At 54.4% G+C, this 17,831-nt stretch carries 16 protein-coding genes and 1 other RNA gene; 11 read left to right on the top strand and 6 right to left on the bottom strand.

The window, feature by feature from the left end; all coding sequences use genetic code 11:
* Positions 1-105: 105 nt before the first annotated feature.
* On the top strand, positions 106-792 hold the full coding sequence (gene phoB / locus CWE12_RS12610; protein WP_126790068.1) for a phosphate regulon transcriptional regulator PhoB: 687 nt from the start codon (positions 106-108) through the stop codon (positions 790-792).
* The gene (phoR, locus tag CWE12_RS12605) at positions 793-2,109 is read left to right on the top strand and encodes a phosphate regulon sensor histidine kinase PhoR (protein WP_126790067.1); all 1,317 of its coding nucleotides are present in this window, start codon (positions 793-795) and stop codon (positions 2,107-2,109) included. It abuts the gene before it with no gap.
* Positions 2,110-2,150: 41 nt separating this feature from the next.
* Here the strand turns inward: phoR and serA are convergent, their stop codons facing one another.
* From serA to CWE12_RS12590, 3 genes are all read right to left on the bottom strand, one after another.
* Complete coding sequence (serA, locus tag CWE12_RS12600; RefSeq protein ID WP_126790066.1) at positions 2,151-3,383, bottom strand: phosphoglycerate dehydrogenase; 1,233 nt, start codon at positions 3,381-3,383, stop codon at positions 2,151-2,153.
* Between the two features lie 12 nt (positions 3,384-3,395).
* On the bottom strand, positions 3,396-4,049 hold the full coding sequence (gene rpiA / locus CWE12_RS12595) for a ribose-5-phosphate isomerase RpiA (RefSeq protein ID WP_126790065.1): 654 nt from the start codon (positions 4,047-4,049) through the stop codon (positions 3,396-3,398).
* A gap of 95 nt (positions 4,050-4,144) precedes the next feature.
* Positions 4,145-4,756, bottom strand: coding sequence for a 5-formyltetrahydrofolate cyclo-ligase (locus CWE12_RS12590; RefSeq protein WP_126790064.1), 612 nt, complete (start codon positions 4,754-4,756; stop codon positions 4,145-4,147).
* Positions 4,757-4,839: 83 nt separating this feature from the next.
* Here CWE12_RS12590 and CWE12_RS12585 point away from each other — a divergent pair, with 83 nt between their 5' ends.
* Both CWE12_RS12585 and CWE12_RS12580 read left to right on the top strand, forming a co-directional pair.
* Positions 4,840-6,414, top strand: a complete 1,575-nt coding sequence (locus CWE12_RS12585) for an amidohydrolase family protein (RefSeq protein WP_126790063.1) — start codon at positions 4,840-4,842, stop codon at positions 6,412-6,414.
* Positions 6,407-6,871, top strand: a complete 465-nt coding sequence (locus CWE12_RS12580; RefSeq protein WP_126790062.1) for a PH domain-containing protein — start codon at positions 6,407-6,409, stop codon at positions 6,869-6,871. The genes CWE12_RS12585 and CWE12_RS12580 overlap by 8 nt, the downstream gene beginning before the upstream one ends.
* Before the next feature lie 4 nt (positions 6,872-6,875).
* Here the strand turns inward: CWE12_RS12580 and ssrS are convergent.
* A non-coding RNA gene (gene ssrS / locus CWE12_RS12575) (6S RNA) lies at positions 6,876-7,060 on the bottom strand.
* Between the two features lie 14 nt (positions 7,061-7,074).
* Positions 7,075-7,398, bottom strand: a complete 324-nt coding sequence (gene zapA, locus CWE12_RS12570; RefSeq protein WP_126790061.1) for a cell division protein ZapA — start codon at positions 7,396-7,398, stop codon at positions 7,075-7,077.
* Positions 7,399-7,595: 197 nt separating this feature from the next.
* On the opposite strand from zapA, the gene CWE12_RS12565 reads away from it, so the two are divergent.
* From CWE12_RS12565 to CWE12_RS12550, 4 genes are read left to right on the top strand one after another with little or no spacing between them, the layout of a single operon-like run.
* Positions 7,596-8,168, top strand: coding sequence for a UPF0149 family protein (locus CWE12_RS12565; RefSeq protein ID WP_126790060.1), 573 nt, complete (start codon positions 7,596-7,598; stop codon positions 8,166-8,168).
* Between the two features lie 44 nt (positions 8,169-8,212).
* Positions 8,213-9,535, top strand: coding sequence for a Xaa-Pro aminopeptidase (gene pepP, locus CWE12_RS12560; RefSeq protein WP_198675757.1), 1,323 nt, complete (start codon positions 8,213-8,215; stop codon positions 9,533-9,535).
* A 42-nt stretch (positions 9,536-9,577) separates the two neighbouring features.
* Positions 9,578-10,816, top strand: a complete 1,239-nt coding sequence (locus tag CWE12_RS12555; RefSeq protein WP_126790059.1) for an FAD-dependent monooxygenase — start codon at positions 9,578-9,580, stop codon at positions 10,814-10,816.
* Positions 10,817-10,820: 4 nt separating this feature from the next.
* Positions 10,821-12,005, top strand: coding sequence for an FAD-dependent oxidoreductase (locus CWE12_RS12550; RefSeq protein WP_126790058.1), 1,185 nt, complete (start codon positions 10,821-10,823; stop codon positions 12,003-12,005).
* 18 nt (positions 12,006-12,023) lie between these two features.
* On the opposite strand, the gene CWE12_RS12545 is transcribed toward CWE12_RS12550, so the two are convergent.
* Entirely contained in the window at positions 12,024-12,857 is an 834-nt protein-coding gene (locus CWE12_RS12545) for a LysR family transcriptional regulator (RefSeq protein WP_126790057.1), read from the bottom strand.
* Positions 12,858-12,997: 140 nt separating this feature from the next.
* On the opposite strand from CWE12_RS12545, the gene gcvT reads away from it, so the two are divergent.
* The 3 genes from gcvT to gcvP all read left to right on the top strand — a co-directional run bounded on the left by gcvT (position 12,998) and on the right by gcvP (position 17,526).
* The gene (gene gcvT, locus CWE12_RS12540; RefSeq protein WP_126790056.1) at positions 12,998-14,086 is read left to right on the top strand and encodes a glycine cleavage system aminomethyltransferase GcvT; all 1,089 of its coding nucleotides are present in this window, start codon (positions 12,998-13,000) and stop codon (positions 14,084-14,086) included.
* Between the two features lie 69 nt (positions 14,087-14,155).
* Positions 14,156-14,545, top strand: a complete 390-nt coding sequence (gene gcvH / locus CWE12_RS12535) for a glycine cleavage system protein GcvH (protein ID WP_126790055.1) — start codon at positions 14,156-14,158, stop codon at positions 14,543-14,545.
* 98 nt (positions 14,546-14,643) lie between these two features.
* Entirely contained in the window at positions 14,644-17,526 is a 2,883-nt protein-coding gene (gcvP, locus tag CWE12_RS12530; RefSeq protein ID WP_126790054.1) for an aminomethyl-transferring glycine dehydrogenase, read from the top strand.
* The last annotated feature ends 305 nt before the right edge of the window (positions 17,527-17,831 follow it).

The raw sequence follows: 17,831 nt of genomic DNA, 5'->3' as shown, positions 1-17,831 counted from the left end.
GGCGCAACGGTTTTTTACCAAATGATGACGCAATTGCGCTGTGGTCATAAAAGTGTCATACAATACTCCCATAATGCCTGCATTAACCAAAAGAGAGGATTAGGCATGGCGCGCAAGATTCTGATCGTAGAAGACGAAGCTCCGATTCGGGAGATGTTGGCATTCGTTATGGAACAGCATGGTTATCAGCCGGTTGAGGCAGGGGACTATGACAAAGCACTGGATGCAGTGGTCGAGCCCTATCCGGATATGGTGCTGCTTGACTGGATGTTGCCCGGTGGGAGCGGTATTCAACTGGCAAAAACCCTGAAGAGCCAGGATCACACCCGACACATCCCGATTATCATGCTCACCGCGCGCAGTGAAGAAGAGGATAAAGTGAAAGGGCTTGAAGTGGGAGCCGATGATTACATCACCAAGCCTTTCTCACCCAAGGAACTGATGGCGCGGATGCGGGCCGTATTTCGCCGGGTGTCTCCGACCAGCCTCGATGAACCACTCGAAATCGAAGGGCTTAAACTGGACCCGGTGTCGCACCGTGTCAGTGCCAATGATGGCGCGATTGATATGGGCCCCACCGAGTTCCGTTTGTTGCACTTCTTTATGACCCATCAGGACCGAGTCTATTCCCGTGAACAGCTGCTTGATCACGTATGGGGCACCAATGTCTTTGTTGAAGACCGTACCGTGGATGTACACATCAGACGGCTTCGCAAAGCCATCGAAGGGGCGGGTCATGATCGCCTGGTCCAGACAGTGCGTGGTGTTGGTTATCGGTTTTCGGCGCGTTAAATGGGACGTAATTATACCTTAAGCGCTATTCTCCGTGGTTTGCTGGTTTATCTGCTGCCGTTTGTGCTGGTCGGCTGGTACCTCGATGTTGTCTGGCCGGCACTGGCGCTGGCATTGCTGCTTAAGCTCTGCTGGCACTATTACTATATTAACCGCCTGACCGGCTGGCTGTGGGACAGCCGAACCCTGTTACCGCCAATGGGCAAAGGGGTGTGGACCGATATCTTTGACGGTATCTACCGCACCCTGCGCCGCAACCAGGTACGGCAACGTTCACTGAGTACACTGATCAAGCGTTTTCGTCAGGCCTCTGAAGCGATGCCGGATGCAGCGGTGGTGCTAAAAGAAGACGGCACCGTGACCTGGGCCAACAAGTTGGCTCAGTTGTATTTCGGACTGCAGTGGCCGGGTGACAATGGCATCCGTATCACCAACCTGATCCGTCATCCGCGCTTCGTTAAATTCTTTAAAAACGGCGATTTTAGCCAGGCGGTAACCATGCATTCACCGGCACATGCGAGTATGGAAGTGGAAGTACGGGTTATGCCTTATGCTGACAACCAATTTCTGCTGATAGCCCGGGATGTAACGCAGCTGACCAAACTTGAGCGGATGCGCAAAGACTTCGTCGCCAACGTCTCGCATGAGCTGAAAACACCGCTGACGGTGATGCAGGGGTATCTGGAAATGCTGGATGAGCCGGATCTGCTGCCAGCCAAACAGCTGCACAAAGCGATTCATGACATGACTGCGCAGACGGCACGGATGCAGAATATGGTGAATCAGCTACTCGAGCTGTCGCGTATTGAGTCCAGCGGCCCTGACAGTTTTACTGAAGAAGTCGACATGGCCGCCCTGATCCGCAGTTGTGTGCATGATGTCTCGTTACTGAATAGCGAAAAGCAGCACCGCATTGAAGTGAGCCTGGACGATCACCTGAATGTGTATGGCAGTGCTGATAAATTGCGTGCTGTGGTGATGAACTTATTAACCAATGCAATTAAATACAGCCCGGCAGGCGGCACTATTAACCTGAGCTGGCAGCGCCGCCATTTAGCGGCGGCGTTTTCTATCAGCGATACCGGGCCGGGCATCGGCTCTGAACATCTAAGCCGTTTAACAGAACGTTTTTACCGCATTGACGCGGACCGCAACAGTGCCACCGGCGGCACCGGACTTGGCTTGTCCATTGTGAAACATGCCCTTGAACATCACCGTTCACGACTGCAAATTGACAGCAAGGTCGGCCAGGGCAGCCGCTTCAGCTTTGTTATACCTGCTGAATTGATAGTGCAGGCAAAAGGCAGCGCAACTTAACGTCGGCAATGGTTTGGGTAATGTTTCGTTTCGGACAACGGTTAGTGCAGTACCCGCGCCCGAATAGTGCCCTCGATGTTCTTAAGTTTTTCCAGCACGGCGTCTGCCTGGTCGCTGTCAATATCGACCACTACATAACCAATCTCGCTGTCGGTTTGCAGGTACTGCGCAGCGATGTTGATATTTAAGTCGGCAAAGGTCTGGTTTACTTCGCGCAACACCCCGGGCTGGTTTTTATGAATGTGCAGCAAACGGCTGGCATCGGCATGCAACGGCAGCGACACCTCGGGGAAGTTCACCGCGGATAAAGTCGAGCCGTTATCCGAGTACTTGGTCAGCTTACCGGCAACTTCGACGCCGATATTCTCCTGCGCTTCCTGGGTTGAACCGCCGACATGGGGAGTCAGAATCACATTATCAAAGGCTCGCAGTGGCGAGACAAACTCGTCGTCGGTGGCTTTAGGCTCAACCGGGAACACGTCGAGGGCAGCGCCACTAAGGTGTCCGCTTTGCAGCGCATCGACCAGGGCGTCGATATTGACCACGGTGCCGCGCGACGCATTAATAAGTTTACTGCCGGGTTTCATATAGGCCAGTTCACTGGCGCCGATCATCTGTTGCGTTTCGCGGGTTTCCGGTACATGCAGACTCACCACATCACTTTGTTCAAGTAAGCTCGTCAGCGCATTGATTTGCTGTGCATTACCGAGCGAGAGCTTTTCCTCAATATCGTAGTACAGCACCTGCATGCCCAGTTGTTCGGCAAGAATCCCCAGCTGGGTACCAATATGACCGTAGCCAATAATACCCAGTACTTTGCCGCGAACTTCATGCGCGCCACTGGCGGTTTTTGGCCATTCACCACGGTGGCAGGCGGCATTTTTTTCCGGAATCCGGCGCAGCAGCATAATGATATTGGCCAGAACCAGCTCAGCCACGCTGCGGGTATTCGAAAACGGCGCGTTAAAGACCGGAATGCCAAGTCGTTTCGCTGCGTCGGTGTCGACCTGGTTGGTACCAATGCAAAAGCAGCCAATGGCCGCCAGTTTCGTGGCTTTGGCCAACACCTCTGCACTGAGCTGAGTACGTGAACGGATACCAACAAAGTGGGCGTTGGCCAGTGCCTGGTCAAGCTCGTCGCCCGACAGGGCAGTCGGGTAACAGTCGATATTGTGATAGCCCTGGCGCTTGAGACAGTCAATGGCGCTTTGGTGGACCCCTTCAAGTAGTACGATACGAATGCGGCTTTTATCCAGTGAAACGGTCGGCGCCATCAGGCTATGTCCTTAATCCAGTGTAGTCAGGGTTTGGCCATCGCTGAGCAGTGCGATATCAGCACCGCGTGCAGCAAACAGCCCATTGGTTACAACCCCTGTAATTTGATTGAGCTTTTCCTCAAGCTCAATAGGGCGTCCGATATTTAGGTTATAAACGTCGAGAATGACGTTGCCGTTATCGGTGACAAAATCCTCACGTAACACCGGGTCGCCACCAAGCTTCACCAGTTGTCTGGCGACATAAGAACGTGCCATCGGAATCACTTCAACCGGCAATGGAAAGTCACCGAGTGCAGTCACCAGCTTGCTTTTATCGGCAATGCAGATAAAACGGTCGGCCACCGCAGCAATAATTTTCTCGCGGGTCAGTGCGCCGCCGCCGCCCTTGATCATTTGCCGGTGACGGTTAATTTCATCCGCACCGTCAACGTAAACGGGCAGTTCGCTGACCCCATTCAGGTCAAAGACTGCAATACCATGTTGTTTTAAGCGTTCGGTTGACGCTTTGGAGCTCGACACCGCACCGTCGATGTCATGCTTCATGCTGGCTAAGGCGTCGATGAAATAGTTGACCGTGGATCCGGTTCCAACACCGACAACAGTGCCGGGTTTGATGTACTCGAGTGCCGCTTCCGCGGCCATTTTTTTAGCGTGATCAGACATGATTGACTTCTTCTTTTGGTGAGCGCTGGATGCTGTCTAGTATACGTGGCCCCGGCAGCTTCGCCAACTTCAGGCCGGCACTGGATCACCTCGGCTTAAAAGCGCCAGATGCGACCCGGGGTGATCACGCCGTTAATCGGGACATCCCAGCTTGCTACCGGCAATTGCTCGACCTGCTGACAATCGTGGGCCAGTCCGAACACGGTTAAGCCGGGTAGCTTGCCATCCAGCCAGGGGGCCAGGGTGCGGTCGTAAAAGCCACCGCCCATTCCGAGCCGGTTGCCATGGGGGTCAAAACCAACCAAAGGGATCAGCAGGCAGTCTATCTGCGCTAATGGCACCACAGCCTGGCAGCTCAGCACCGGTTCCGGGATAGCAAAGCGGTTGGGGCGCATAGGCGTTGTTTTGCTGTAGTCGAGCATCAGCAGGTGGCCCGGGTTGAACGGATGTAAAACCGGCAGCGCCAACTGCTTGCCCTGCTCCAGCAGGGAGTCAATTAACGGCGCGGTATTCAGTTCGCCCCCGACACTATGGTAGAGGCCGATGCGCCGGGCTTGCTGCAATTCGGGTAGCGCAAGCGCCTGCCTGGTTAAGGCGCTGGCGGCGTCTTGCTGCTGCGCTGCATTCAATGCATTGCGCTGGCTAATCAGGCGTTCGCGCAACGAACTGCGAGCCTGCTCTGAGGAGGTTGTTTTCTGCGTTTGCATACCGGCTTGCCTGTGCTCCGCCATTGACTGTCCTTTCGACCCTTGCGACACTCGCAGGATAAATCGAATAACAGGACAATGCCATGTTAACCCGCCGTCTTTCCACCCTGATTGTTGTTTGCAGTATTTTAGCCGTTAGTTGGGCTGCATCGGCAGCGCCGCCGAGTGCCACTGAGCGCAGCAATGGTGAGGGCCCGTATCAGCGAATGATCCTGCGTGGTGGCACCCTGATCAATGGCGAAGGCGCGCCAGCTGTAGGGCCGGTTGATATCGTTATCGAGCAGGATCGCATTGTTGAGGTGGCCGTGGTCGGCTACCCCGGTGTACCAATTCGCAACGAAGGCCGCCCTGAGGCTGGCCCTGATGATGTCGAAGTCGACGTCAGCGGGCATTACATATTACCGGGGTTTATCGACATGCATGCACACATGGGCGGCTCGGCGGAAAATATCCCGGCTGACTATGTGCTCAAACTATGGCTTGCGCATGGTATTACCACGGTTCGCGAACCCGGTAGTTTTAACGGCTTAGACTGGACGTTGGAGCATGCACAGCGCGCCGAGCGGGGAGAGATCGCGGCACCGCGCATTATTCCGTACGTTGGCTTTGGCCAGGGCAGTGTCGAACCTATTATCACTGCAGAGCAGGCTCGTGACTGGGTGCGCCATATTAAAAGCGAAGGCGCCTCGGGGATTAAATTCTTTGGTGCACCGCCACGGGTTATTGCGGCGGCACTGGATGAAGCAGAACAGCAAGAGCTGGGCACCATGATGCACCACGCCCAGCTTAATGTAGTGCGGACCAATGTGCTGGATTCAGCGCGTATGGGCCTGGATAGTATGGAGCATTGGTACGGGCTGCCGGAAGCGCTGTTTACCGGTCAGCGTATTCAGGACTATTCACCGGACTACAACTACCAGAATGAACAGGATCGCTTTGGCGAAGCCGGACGTCTCTGGCAGCAGGCGGCAGAACCAGGGTCAGAGCGCTGGAATCAGGTGCGTGACGAACTGATCGAACTCGACTTTACCATCAACCCCACGCTGACCATTTATGAAGCCAGTCGTGACCTTGAACGGCAGCGCACCGCGGTGTGGCACGATGAATACACCTTGCCCACGTTATGGGACTTCTTTACCCCAAGTCGCTATGCCCACGGCTCCTATTGGTTTGACTGGACTACCGATGACGAGGTCGCCTGGCGCGAGAACTACCGTCTGTGGATGCGCTTTCTGAATGACTATAAAAACCACGGTGGACGGATAACGCTGGGGTCGGACGCGGGCTATATCTATAAAATTTATGGCTTCGGCTATATTCAGGAAATGGAGCTGTTACGCGAGGCTGGCTTTAATGCGCTGGAAGTGATTCAGGCGGCGACCTTGCACGGCGCCGAAGCGCTTGGCCTGGACCACGAAATTGGCAGTGTGATTGCAGGTAAAAAAGCGGATCTGGTGATTGTAGAAGAGAATCCGTTGCGCAACTTTAAAGTCTTGTATGGCACCGGCCACTATCAGCTGGATGAAAATAATCAGCCAACGCGGACCAGCGGCATAAAATATACCATTCGTGACGGAATTTTGTACGACGCCAGTGAACTGCTGGACGACGTCCGCGCTATCGTAGCGGAAGCTAAAGAGGAATCAGGCAATGGATAAGATCCATAATTCAAAAGTGGATAGCTGGCTGATGCTGCTGGTGGTCACGCTGGCGTTATTCGTGCTGTTGGCAAGTTCATTGTTGGCTATCAGCGGTTGGGCATTGCTGGCGCTGGTATTGCTACTGCTGGCGGCGGTGTTACCGATGTGGATCCTGATGTCGACCCGATACCATATCATTGGGGATGAATTGCGGGTGCGCGCCGGGCCCTTTCGCTGGCGGATTGAACTGGACCGAATTGATGGTGTCGAGCCTTGCCATAATGCAGCGCTGGCGCCGGCATTGTCGAAAGAGCGTCTGCGCCTTCAATACCGGGCAAGCGGGCGTGATAAATCCGCTGGTACAAGTCGCTATGTGTTGTTGCTGTCACCGGAAGACCGGTATCAGTTTATTTTTGATTTAGGGGTGGCGGACCCGGAAACTTTTGATCCTGAAACCGACCCGGAAACTGAGTAGAAGGGTGCTCCCCAAGGTGCCGCTGCTGCGTGGTAGCCCTTGAACCCACTGGCTCAAGGCGGGTGCTGAATTGAATGGTCGCAGGCTTCCCGGTACATGCCGGGCTTGCGCACTGACCACCAAGCAGGACCCTTAACTGAAAACATCGGCTCAGGGACATTCACCAACTGGCTAACACCCCAGGGAGCATAATTCTGGTCTACTTAGTTGTACTCGTCGCCGTCCTGGCTGGATGCTTGTTCACCCATGGCTTTCTCAATCGTTGCCTGGAGCAGGCGAACCTTGTCCTCCAGCGCAGCTGTATGCTTTGACTGCTGAGTTTTATCTTCTATCCATTCATGGCATATATTAAGCGCGGTCATGACCGCTATCTGCTCAACATTGGTCAGCTTGGTGGCGCTCTTAGTTTCATTCAGGCGCTGGTCAAGTTGGCGAGCGGCTTCGCGAAGCGCGCTTTCCTGACCATCCGGGCACATAACCCGATAATTTCTATCGAGTAATCTGATGTCCATTGCGTGACCGCTCATCTACGAATTTCCTCTTGATTCTATAGGGCGGAGCATAGCTGTACTGCTATCATTATGCAACTGGAGCCTATCTCAGTTGCAGCATTCTTAAGCGGGGGAAAGTCAGCGCGCTGGCACTTTTCTGGCTCCGTCTTGCTGCCAGTGTTAGGATAATGGCAATTCTTTTGGGCGACATTCACATGGCTTGGAAAAAATATATGTCAGAATCAATAGCACGCGCATATGATGCGCTCAATCAACATCTTGAGCGCGAAAATATGCTCCTATGTGCCGCAGAAATCCACGGCATGCTATGCGGGCTGGTCGCCAGTGGCGCGCCTCTTAAGCAAAGTGAATGGCACGGTCTGATGATCGACCTGGCGAATGAAGGTCAGGCGTTCAGTGTCGGCATGAAGTCACTGCTGAACGACGTCCACCAGCAGGTGGGTGAAGACTTGTCTGATCCGCAAATGAGCTTCCAGTTATTGCTGCCAGGCGATGAAGAGCCACTTGCTGAGCGACTAAAGGCCTTAACCGACTGGGTGCAGTCGTTTCTGGTCGGGTTTGGGGTGAATCAGCAGAATTTGGCCGAGGCTTCGGAAGATTTACGCGAGGCAATTCAGGATTTAAGCGAAATCGCACGTCTGTCTGACGATGTCGAGCCGGATGACGAAGGCGAGCGTGCGTACTACGAAGTCACTGAGTACGTACGGATTTCTGCCATTATGTGCTTCAACGAATTAGCCGGCTTGCGTCACCCGCAAGCGCCAGGCTCGGACACATTGCACTAAACACTGTCAAGCGACAGGTCATGCGACAGCGAGTTCAGGAGTAGATGGTGAAAGACGCGATTGCAGTGGAAGAACTGAAGCAACGCCGCCAGGCGCTGGCTGCCTGTTATGCACCAGGTACGGTGCTGTTAATCCGTGGTGGCCGCCTGGTTACCCGCAGCAATGATACCGAATTCCCGTTTCGTCAGCGCAGCGATTTTTTCTATCTAACCGGTCTTAACGAACCGGATGGCTGGCTGGTGCTGGTCAGCGGCGAACCGCTGGACGAGTTCCTGTTTGTGCTGCCACGCGATAGCGAGCAGGAAATCTGGCATGGGCGTCGGCTTGGCTGTGACAAGGCCGCTGAGCTGTCCGGAATAACCAAGGTTCGTGAGCTCAATGAACTCAACCGCAAGGTACTGTCGCTGCTCGGTAGTCATGATGCAGTGGCCTGGTGTTATCAGGTTGATAATGACGAACGCCAGCAACGTCAGCGCTGGCTGGACAAGCTTAGTGAATCACGCAAGCACGGCTGCCCGAGCCAAATCCACGACCTGGCACCTGCTATTCACGAACTGCGCTTATTTAAATCCAAAGCTGAAATAAACTTAATGCGGCGCTCTGCGCAGATAGCGGCGGACGCCCATCGCCGGGCGATGTCGATGTGCAAAGTGGGCCGCTATGAATACCAGCTGGCCGCCGAAATACACCACGAATTTGCCATGCGCGGCACCGCCGGGCCCGCCTACGGCACCATTTGCGGTAGTGGCGACAATGCCTGCATTTTGCATTACACCGAAAACGAGTCCCAACTCAAAAATGGCGACTTAGTCCTGATCGACGCCGGTTGCGAGTATCAGGGCTACGCCAGTGACATTACCCGCACCTTTCCGGTCAATGGCCGTTTTAGCCCAGCGCAAAAGCGTCTCTATAACTGGGTGCTGAAAGCACAACAGGCGGCGATTGCTCAGATCAAACCCGGGGTGACGCTGCCGCAACTGTACAAAGTGGCCGCCAAAATTCTGAGCGAAGGCCTGATTGATGTCGGGGTGTTAAAAGGCTCCGTGGCGGAGAACATTAAAGGCATCCATTACCGGCCTTATTTTATGCATGGCCTTGGCCACTGGCTGGGACTGGATGTGCATGATGTCGGTGCCTATAAAATCGATGGCGAACCACGCCTCCTGGAGCCGGGGATGGTGCTTACCATTGAACCGGGTCTGTATATCGATAGTGCAACCGAGTGTCCGCCTGAATACCGTGGGCTTGGTATCCGTATCGAGGACGACATCCTGGTCACCGAGGATGGCTGTGAAAACCTGACCGCCTCGGTGCCGGTGACCGTGGAAGAAATTGAAGATTTGATGACGCCCGGTGCATTTACCTAAGCCCGGGTACATGCACGGCTGAACAGCGAAGAAGAAGCAAAGATGAGCGCAAATTCTGTGGACATTACCATAAGTGGCGGCGGCGTTGTTGGCGGCTTAGCCGCGCTATTGCTGGCCAAAGCGATGCCGGACCGCTCGATACTGGTACTCGATGGCAGTGCGCCTGGCAGTAATGATCCGCGGACACTGGCGTTAGCCCATACCACGGTGATGGCAATGCAGCAGGCCGGGCTGTGGAACCCGGTTGCAGCGCTTAAAGGGAAAGGGAAAGCGAACGAAACGAATGAACCCGCCGGACAAGCCCAGCGTCTGGCGCAGGCGATTCAGCATATCCATGTATCTGAACGTGGTGCGGCCGGAAGTTCCTCCTTGCACGCTGCTGATTTCAATCTCGACGCACTTGGTCAGGTAGTCCCCGCTCAGGCACTGCAACAGGATGTTCGTCATGCCTGCCAGCAGGTAGCAAACCTGACCTGGCTGGACAATACGCCTTTGACTGCGTTCGAGCATCAGCGCGACAACGTGGTACTGAACGCTGGTCAGCAAACCCTGCACAGCCAGCTTTTAATTGCTGCCGATGGCGGCCGCTCCATGATCCGCGATCAACTTGCGATTCAGCGTCGTGAAACCGATTACCAGCAGACCGCGCTGATTGCCAATGTAACCTTTGATCGTGACCATCAGGGCGTGGCGTATGAGCGCTTTACCGAGCACGGGCCGATTGCCTTATTGCCATGTGGTCCGCGGCGAATGGCTCTGGTCTGGTGCGTCGCAGGCAGCGATGCAGAGTATTACAATGCACTGAGTGACGAAGACTTTTTGCGCGCTCTGCAGCAGGAATTTGGTTATCGGGCCGGCCGCTGTATAGGGCTCGACACCCGAGCGAGTTACCCACTGTATTTATTGCTGGCAGATCGCGCTGTGTATCATCGCACAGTGTTACTGGGCAATGCCTGTCATACGCTGCACCCGATTGCCGGGCAGGGCTATAACCTCGGCGTTCGCGACGTGCTTGATCTGGTTGAGGCACTGAGCGCCGACCATGATCCCGCGCAGCCGGGGTGGTCGCACCAAACCCTGCTTGCCTATGAGCGCAGGCGACAACAGGATTACCAGCGTATCGGTGGTTTAACCGATGGTCTGGTACGCACCTTCTCCAACCATTACCCGCCATTGCGGGCAGCACGTAATATGGGTCTGCTCGCCCTGCGCAGCTGCAAACCCCTGGCTTACCCATTGGCACGTGCTGCCATGGGCTATCGCTCTTTAACAGGAGACTGAACAGATGGCATTGCATCGTACACAGGTAGTGGTGGTTGGCGGCGGGATGATCGGCCTGAGCCTGGCATTAAGCCTGGCCAAGCGTGGTCGTCAGGTGGTAGTCGTAGAAAAACGGACCGACAAAGGCGTGATCCCGGATACCCAGCAACTGCGGGTGAGTGCTATTAGTGAAGGGTCACGCCACTGGCTGGAACAAATCGGCGTGTGGCAGGCGCTCCCGGAAGCACGGCTTGGCCCGTACACCGGCATGCAGGTTTGGGATCGCGACAATGGCGCTGAGATTGAATTTGCAGCCAGCGATGCCGGCTTCACAACGCTCGGTCATATTGTTGAAAACGCGGTACTGGAAGCGCTGCTATGGCAGCAAGCTGAGGCCGCAGGCGTGCAGCTACTCAGTGGGGTCGAGCATGAGGCGCCGGTGTTCAGTGAGCAGGACGTAACACTAAGCTTAAGTAATGGCGACATTGTACTGGCGCAGTTGCTGGTGGCCGCCGATGGGGCGCAATCCACCTTACGCAGCCAGGCAGACACGCCGATGGTGTTCAAAGACTATGAACAGCAGGGTTTAGTCGCCACCATTCGCAGTGAAAAACCGCATCAGGGCATCGCCCGACAGGCCTTTATGCCGGGTGGCCCTTTGGCGCTGTTGCCACTGGCTGATCCCCACTTGCTGTCGATTGTCTGGAGCCAGCCCAGCGTGCAGGCAGAGCAATGGTCGGTGGAAGATGAAGAGGTATTTAATCATCGCCTGACCGCCGCCAGTGATAACTGCCTTGGTTTGTTGACCGTGGAAGGGCCGCGACGTAACTTTCCGTTGCAGATGCGCTATGCCGAACAATGGTTGTACCAGCGTCAGGTGCTGATTGGTGATGCCGCCCATACCATTCACCCGCTTGCCGGGCAGGGTGCTAATCTGGGTCTGGCTGATGCGCGAGATCTGGAAGCACGGCTGGCCGCGTTAGGCACCTTAAATGGGGTCTGGGATGAAGCTGAACTGATGCGCACCCTGCGAGGCTATCAGCGCGCGCGCAAGGCCGCTGCTTTGCAGCATATTGCGGTCATGGAAGGCTTCCATCAGCTGTTCCGTGGCAGCAACCCGCTGCTGCGCTTTATTCGCGGACGCGGCCTTAACCTGGTCAACCGCCAGCCGCTGTTAAAACAGTTTTTTCTTTCTCAGGCAAGTAAGTAAGCCAGCAAATAAGCCGCGTCAGCGCAGCGCCTCTTCGATATAACGCAGCAGGCGCTCGGCTGCGTCTTCACTGCGGCCATGGCGCTCAAGGTAGATATTAATCTGGCCCAGCTCCGGCAGTGTAGGGTGTTTAACTTCATGCAGTTCGACCGGTACGCTGGAGCGAGCTAGTACAGTGACCCCCAGTCCGCTGCGCAAGGCACTGGAAATACCGGCCAGATCGCTGTTGGTGTAGCTGATTCTATAGCCATGCCCGCTGAGCATTTTTTCCGCACGGCGACGATAGACACACCCTTCCGGCGCCATCACCAATGCCAACGGCTGTGAGGGTTTAAAGTCGGGACTGCCTGCAACCCAGACTAACTGATCGGTTTTGACCAGAATGGCATTGTCCGGCGCGCTTTCGGCCACGGTCAGAATAATATCAAACTGCCGGCGGCTGGCGCCGAGACGCAAATCGCGGCTCAGCCCTGAGGTCACCTGCAGCGCCACCTGCGGGTAACTGCTGGCAAACTGACCGAGAATACTGGGTAACAAGGTCGAGGCAAATTCACTGGGTATCCCCAGGCGAACCTCACCGGACAGATTGGATTCGCTATGCAACGCGATGATCTGGTCATTTAGGTTCAGCAACTGCTGCGCCATCGGGTACAATTCGACGCCGGCATCGGTCAGCCGGATGCGGTTCTCCTGGCGCTGCAGCAACTTCGTATTAAGCATTTGCTCAAGCCGTTTTATTTGCAAACTAATCGCCGGCTGCGAGCGGCCCATGCGCTCACCCGCCAGGGTGTAGCTTTGCAGATCGTAAACGCTTAAAAATGCGCGTAAATTTTCGCTCGGAATGTGTTTCATCGGCCACCTTTCTATAACGACAGATTATTTTTACCACTTATTATTAGTTTTATAAATAGTGTCATTTGCCTTTTTAATTTGTTGCCGGGCGCTCAAACCTCTATAATCCGCGTTAAATTTAAGCGAATACGGTAAACATAATGGCTAGCAAAACTCCTTTGTACGATGCCCATGTGGCAGCAGGCGCGAAAATGGTCGACTTCCACGGCTGGGATATGCCGCTGAACTATGGTTCTCAGATAGAGGAGCACCATGCTGTACGCCAGCGCGCGGGCATGTTTGACGTCTCGCACATGACTATTGTGGATGCCACCGGCCCTGAAGCTAAGGCCTATTTGCGTTATTTACTGGCCAACGATGTGGCCAAGCTGACCCAGCCGGGTAAAGCGCTTTACACCGGTATGTTGAATGAGCAGGGCGGCGTGATTGATGACTTGATCGTGTACTACTTTGCTGATGATTCGTATCGTCTGGTGGTTAACTCAGCAACCCGTGACAAAGACATGCAGTGGCTGCAAAAGCAGGCAGGTGAGTTTGACGTGTCAGTCACTGAGCGCACCGAGTTTGCGATGATTGCCTTGCAGGGTCCGCAGGCACAGGAAAAAATTGCTATTTTGCTTGGTGACGACCAGTTCGGCCAGGTTAAAGAAATGAAACCATTCTTTGGTCTGCAGCTGGGTGATTTGTTTGTCGCCACCACTGGCTATACCGGTGAAGCTGGCTATGAGATTATCGTCCCCAATGAATTAGTCGTCTCGGTGTGGGACAAGTTGCTCGACAATGGCGTTGAGCCATGTGGCCTTGGCGCGCGTGATACCCTGCGCCTGGAAGCTGGCATGAACCTGTATGGTCAGGACATGGACGAAACCGTATCACCATTAGCCGCCAACATGGGCTGGAGCGTTGCCTTCGAACCGGCTGAGCGTAAGTTCATTGGTCGTGACGTTCTGGAAGCGCAAAAAGCAGAAGGGACTGAGAAGTTAATCGGTCTGGTGATGGAAGATAAAGGCGTATTGCGTGCCGGACTGAAAGTGAAGGTTGAAGGTGGTGAAGGCGTGATAACCTCAGGGACTTTCTCGCCAACCCTGGGTTACAGCATCGCCATGGCGCGGGTACCGACGCCAGTGGGGGACACTGCTGAGGTGGAAATGCGCAAGAAAATGGTTACAGTAAAAGTTGTGAAGCCAGGTTTCGTTCGTCACGGCGCTGCGGTGGTGAAAGCTTACTAAGGCTTCATCTGGGCCTGACTACCTTAGTTAATCAATGTTTTTAAAAAGCTATATAAAAAGGACAAGACAATGAGCAACGTTCCAACAGAATTGAAATACGCAGCGTCGCACGAATGGGTGCGTAACGAAGGCGAAGGCGTTTACACCGTCGGTATCAGTGAACACGCGCAGGAACTGTTAGGTGACATGGTGTTTGTCGAGCTGCCGGAAGAAGGCGATACCTTCTCAGTGGGTGACGACTGTGCAGTTGCAGAATCAGTTAAAGCGGCGTCTGATATTTACGCGCCAATTAGCGGCCAGATAGTGGCTGTGAACGAAGACCTCGAAGACTCACCGGAAATGGTCAATAACGACCCGTACGGTGACGGCTGGTTATTCAAAATTAAAGCAGACGATGAAAATGAATTAAACAACCTGCTGGATGCAGAAGCCTATTCTGCGTCAATCGAAGACGAATAAGCAGGTTGTCAGAATGTCAGGGCCCCGGTTATGCCGGGGCCTTGTTTTTCGCTTAGCCAACGTAAGCGACATTGCCATTAGCTAAATCAAGGTGAATCATGAGCGGTAAAACCCTGGAACAATTTGAACGTCACGACGAGTTTGTGGCCCGTCATATCGGCCCGAGTGAAGATGAGCGCGCAGCCATGCTGCAAGCCGTCGGTGCATCGTCACTGGAAGAAATGACCACGCAAACCGTACCCGGTGCGATTTTGCGCGAGCCTTTTCTGAACATTGGCACGGCCATGACAGAACGTGATGCGCTGGCAAAATTGAAAACCATCGCGAGCAAGAACCAGGTGTTTAAAAGCTACATTGGGGCAGGTTACTACGACACCCTGACGCCGAACGTGATTCTCCGTAACGTGCTGGAAAACCCGGGTTGGTACACCGCGTACACCCCGTACCAGCCAGAAATTGCTCAGGGCCGCCTGCAGGCTATTCTGAACTTCCAGCAAATGACCATGGATTTAACTGGCATGGAGCTGGCGAGTGCGTCGCTGCTGGATGAAGCCACAGCGGCAGCCGAAGCAATGGCCATGGCCAAGCGGGTAGCTAAGTCGAAGTCCAACGCATTCTTTATTGCTAACAACGTATTCCCGCAAACCATTGACGTGGTTAAAGCGCGCGCTGACATGTTCGGTTTCGATATTATCGAAGGCGACTGGACCGAAGCGGCCGACCACGAAGTCTTTGGTGCCTTGCTGCAAAGCCCGGCCGACAATGGCGATATTCTTGATTTAAGCGACGTGATTGCCGCGGTGCAGAAGCAAAAAGCAGTAGTAGCGGTCGCAACCGACCTGATGAGCCTGGTGATGTGTAAGTCGCCGGGTGAAATGGGCGCGGATATGGTCTTTGGTTCGGCGCAACGTTTTGGTGTGCCAATGGGCTATGGCGGACCACATGCGGCATTCTTTGCCACCCGTGACAAATTCAAACGTGCCTTGCCGGGCCGTATTATTGGTGTGTCTAAAGACTCACGTGGCAACCTGGCGCTGCGGATGGCGATGCAAACCCGCGAACAACATATCCGTCGCGAGAAAGCCAACTCAAACATCTGTACCGCGCAGGTCCTGCTGGCCAACATGGCCTCGTTCTACGCGGTTTACCACGGTCCTGAAGGGCTGAAGAACATTGCCGGGCGCATTCACCGCCTGACTGATATCGTTGCCGCAGGCCTGCAGGAAAAAGGTCTGACGGTCACCAACGGCAGCTGGTTCGACACCCTGACAGTGAACGTGCGCTCCAGTAAGAGCGATATCATTGAGCGTGCCCGTGCCGCTGAAGTGAACCTGCGTCTGGATCACGACGGTCAGGTTGGTATCAGCATGGATGAAAGCAAAACCGCTGCCGATGTCGCGCAACTGTTTGATATCCTGCTTGGCGAAGGCCATGGCCTGAGTGTCGGTAAACTGGATTCTGAAGTAAGTGGCGGCGACGACAGCTTGCCTCTTAACCTGCAGCGCGATACCGATTTCCTGACTCACGACGTATTTAACTCGTATCACTCAGAAACCGAGATGCTGCGTTACATTAAGTCGCTGGAAAACAAAGATCTGGCACTTAACCACTCGATGATTTCACTCGGCTCCTGCACCATGAAGCTGAATGCCACAGCTGAGATGATCCCGGTGACCTGGCCAGAATTTGGTGGTCTGCACCCGTTCTGCCCACCTGAACAGACCCGTGGCTACGCGCAAATGATTGCCAGCCTGTCAGACTGGTTGCTGGACATTACCGGCTATGACGCCATGTCAATGCAGCCAAACTCAGGGGCTCAGGGCGAATACGCTGGCCTGATGGCGATTCAGAAGTATCATCAGAGCCGTGGTGAAGGGCATCGTGATATCTGTCTGATCCCAAGTTCAGCGCATGGTACTAACCCGGCTTCAGCGCAAATGGCGAGCATGAAAGTGATCGTGGTTGACTGCGATGACCAGGGTAATATCGACGTCAGCGATTTCCGCCAGAAAGCCGAAGAAGCCGGTGACAACCTGTCCTGCGCCATGGTGACGTACCCGTCGACCCATGGTGTGTACGAAGAGAAAATTCGTGAAGTCTGCGACATCGTGCATGAATTTGGTGGCCAGGTGTACATGGACGGCGCCAACATGAATGCTCAGGTTGGGGTTACCTCGCCGGGCTTTATTGGCTCGGATGTATCGCACCTGAACCTGCATAAAACCTTCTGCATTCCACATGGCGGCGGCGGACCAGGCATGGGCCCTATCGGGGTCAAAAAACACCTGGCACCTTTCTTACCGGGCCACGTAATGATGGACGGCGAAGGGCTGGCGCATGGTAACCATGCCGTATCAGCAGCGCCATACGGTAGTGCCAGTATCCTGCCAATTTCGTGGATGTACATTGCGATGATGGGCAGCGCCGGCCTGCGTGAAGCGACCGAAACCGCCATTCTGAACGCAAACTACCTGGCGACTAAGCTGGGTGAGCACTACCCGATTCTGTACAGTGGACGCAATGGCCGCGTCGCGCATGAGTGCATCATCGATTTACGCCCGCTGAAAGACAAAGCGGATATCGCCGAAATCGATATTGCCAAGCGCCTGCAGGACTACGGCTTCCACTCGCCAACTATGTCGTTCCCGGTCGCTGGCACGCTGATGGTAGAGCCGACCGAGTCCGAGTCGAAAGCCGAGCTGGACCGCTTCATTGAAGCCATGGTCTGCATTAAAGGCGAGCTGGAGAAAGTAGCCGCCGGTGAATGGCCAGCGGACAACAACCCGCTGGTGAATGCGCCGCATACCCTGGCCGATATCGTCGATAGCAGCTGGGATCGCCCGTACGACCGCCAACTGGCCGCGTACCCGGTACCTGCCGTAGCCATCGATAAGTTCTGGCCAAGCGTGAACCGTATTGATGATGTCTATGGTGACCGCAATCTGGTGTGCAGCTGCCCGGATATTGATAGTTATCGGTAATATCTGAGTTTCTAGAACGCAGGAAATAAACCGTTTAATGCCCTCCAATTAGGAGGGCATTTTTGTTTGTGCTGATGGCAGTTTTGAGCGCATAACCGAGCTATGAGCTTGATAAACTCCCTTGCCTGATTCAGGCCGTTGCGCGCTTATACAGGAAAGATTGCTCGGTTTGTTGTTGTTTTGTGTTTTTAAGTCGTTTAATGTCAACTACATAACAAAATTCAAAGTTAGATATCGTACTCACCCAATAGGGTGACTGAGCATGCTCAAATGGCTTTTTCGTGTTCTGGAAGTTTTGCGGAAGA

Origin of the sequence: Aliidiomarina sedimenti (assembly GCF_003986955.1) — a bacterium.
GTDB classification, from domain to species: Bacteria; Pseudomonadota; Gammaproteobacteria; order Enterobacterales; family Alteromonadaceae; genus Aliidiomarina; species Aliidiomarina sedimenti.
Note: the sequence above shows the minus strand (reverse complement) of the source record. Positions and strands in the feature narration are given on the sequence as shown.

Excerpts from the sequence above, each read along its gene's own strand:
- phoB (WP_126790068.1), top strand. The coding sequence starts at position 106 with ATGGCGCGCAAGATTCTGATCGTAGAAGACGAAGCTCCGATTCGGGAG.
- phoR (WP_126790067.1), top strand. The coding sequence starts at position 793 with ATGGGACGTAATTATACCTTAAGCGCTATTCTCCGTGGTTTGCTGGTT.
- serA (WP_126790066.1), bottom strand. The coding sequence starts at position 3,383 with ATGGCGCCGACCGTTTCACTGGATAAAAGCCGCATTCGTATCGTACTA.
- rpiA (WP_126790065.1), bottom strand. The coding sequence starts at position 4,049 with ATGTCTGATCACGCTAAAAAAATGGCCGCGGAAGCGGCACTCGAGTAC.
- CWE12_RS12590 (WP_126790064.1), bottom strand. The coding sequence starts at position 4,756 with ATGCAAACGCAGAAAACAACCTCCTCAGAGCAGGCTCGCAGTTCGTTG.
- CWE12_RS12585 (WP_126790063.1), top strand. The coding sequence starts at position 4,840 with ATGTTAACCCGCCGTCTTTCCACCCTGATTGTTGTTTGCAGTATTTTA.
- CWE12_RS12580 (WP_126790062.1), top strand. The coding sequence starts at position 6,407 with ATGGATAAGATCCATAATTCAAAAGTGGATAGCTGGCTGATGCTGCTG.
- zapA (WP_126790061.1), bottom strand. The coding sequence starts at position 7,398 with ATGAGCGGTCACGCAATGGACATCAGATTACTCGATAGAAATTATCGG.
- CWE12_RS12565 (WP_126790060.1), top strand. The coding sequence starts at position 7,596 with ATGTCAGAATCAATAGCACGCGCATATGATGCGCTCAATCAACATCTT.
- pepP (WP_198675757.1), top strand. The coding sequence starts at position 8,213 with ATGGTGAAAGACGCGATTGCAGTGGAAGAACTGAAGCAACGCCGCCAG.
- CWE12_RS12555 (WP_126790059.1), top strand. The coding sequence starts at position 9,578 with ATGAGCGCAAATTCTGTGGACATTACCATAAGTGGCGGCGGCGTTGTT.
- CWE12_RS12550 (WP_126790058.1), top strand. The coding sequence starts at position 10,821 with ATGGCATTGCATCGTACACAGGTAGTGGTGGTTGGCGGCGGGATGATC.
- CWE12_RS12545 (WP_126790057.1), bottom strand. The coding sequence starts at position 12,857 with ATGAAACACATTCCGAGCGAAAATTTACGCGCATTTTTAAGCGTTTAC.
- gcvT (WP_126790056.1), top strand. The coding sequence starts at position 12,998 with ATGGCTAGCAAAACTCCTTTGTACGATGCCCATGTGGCAGCAGGCGCG.
- gcvH (WP_126790055.1), top strand. The coding sequence starts at position 14,156 with ATGAGCAACGTTCCAACAGAATTGAAATACGCAGCGTCGCACGAATGG.
- gcvP (WP_126790054.1), top strand. The coding sequence starts at position 14,644 with ATGAGCGGTAAAACCCTGGAACAATTTGAACGTCACGACGAGTTTGTG.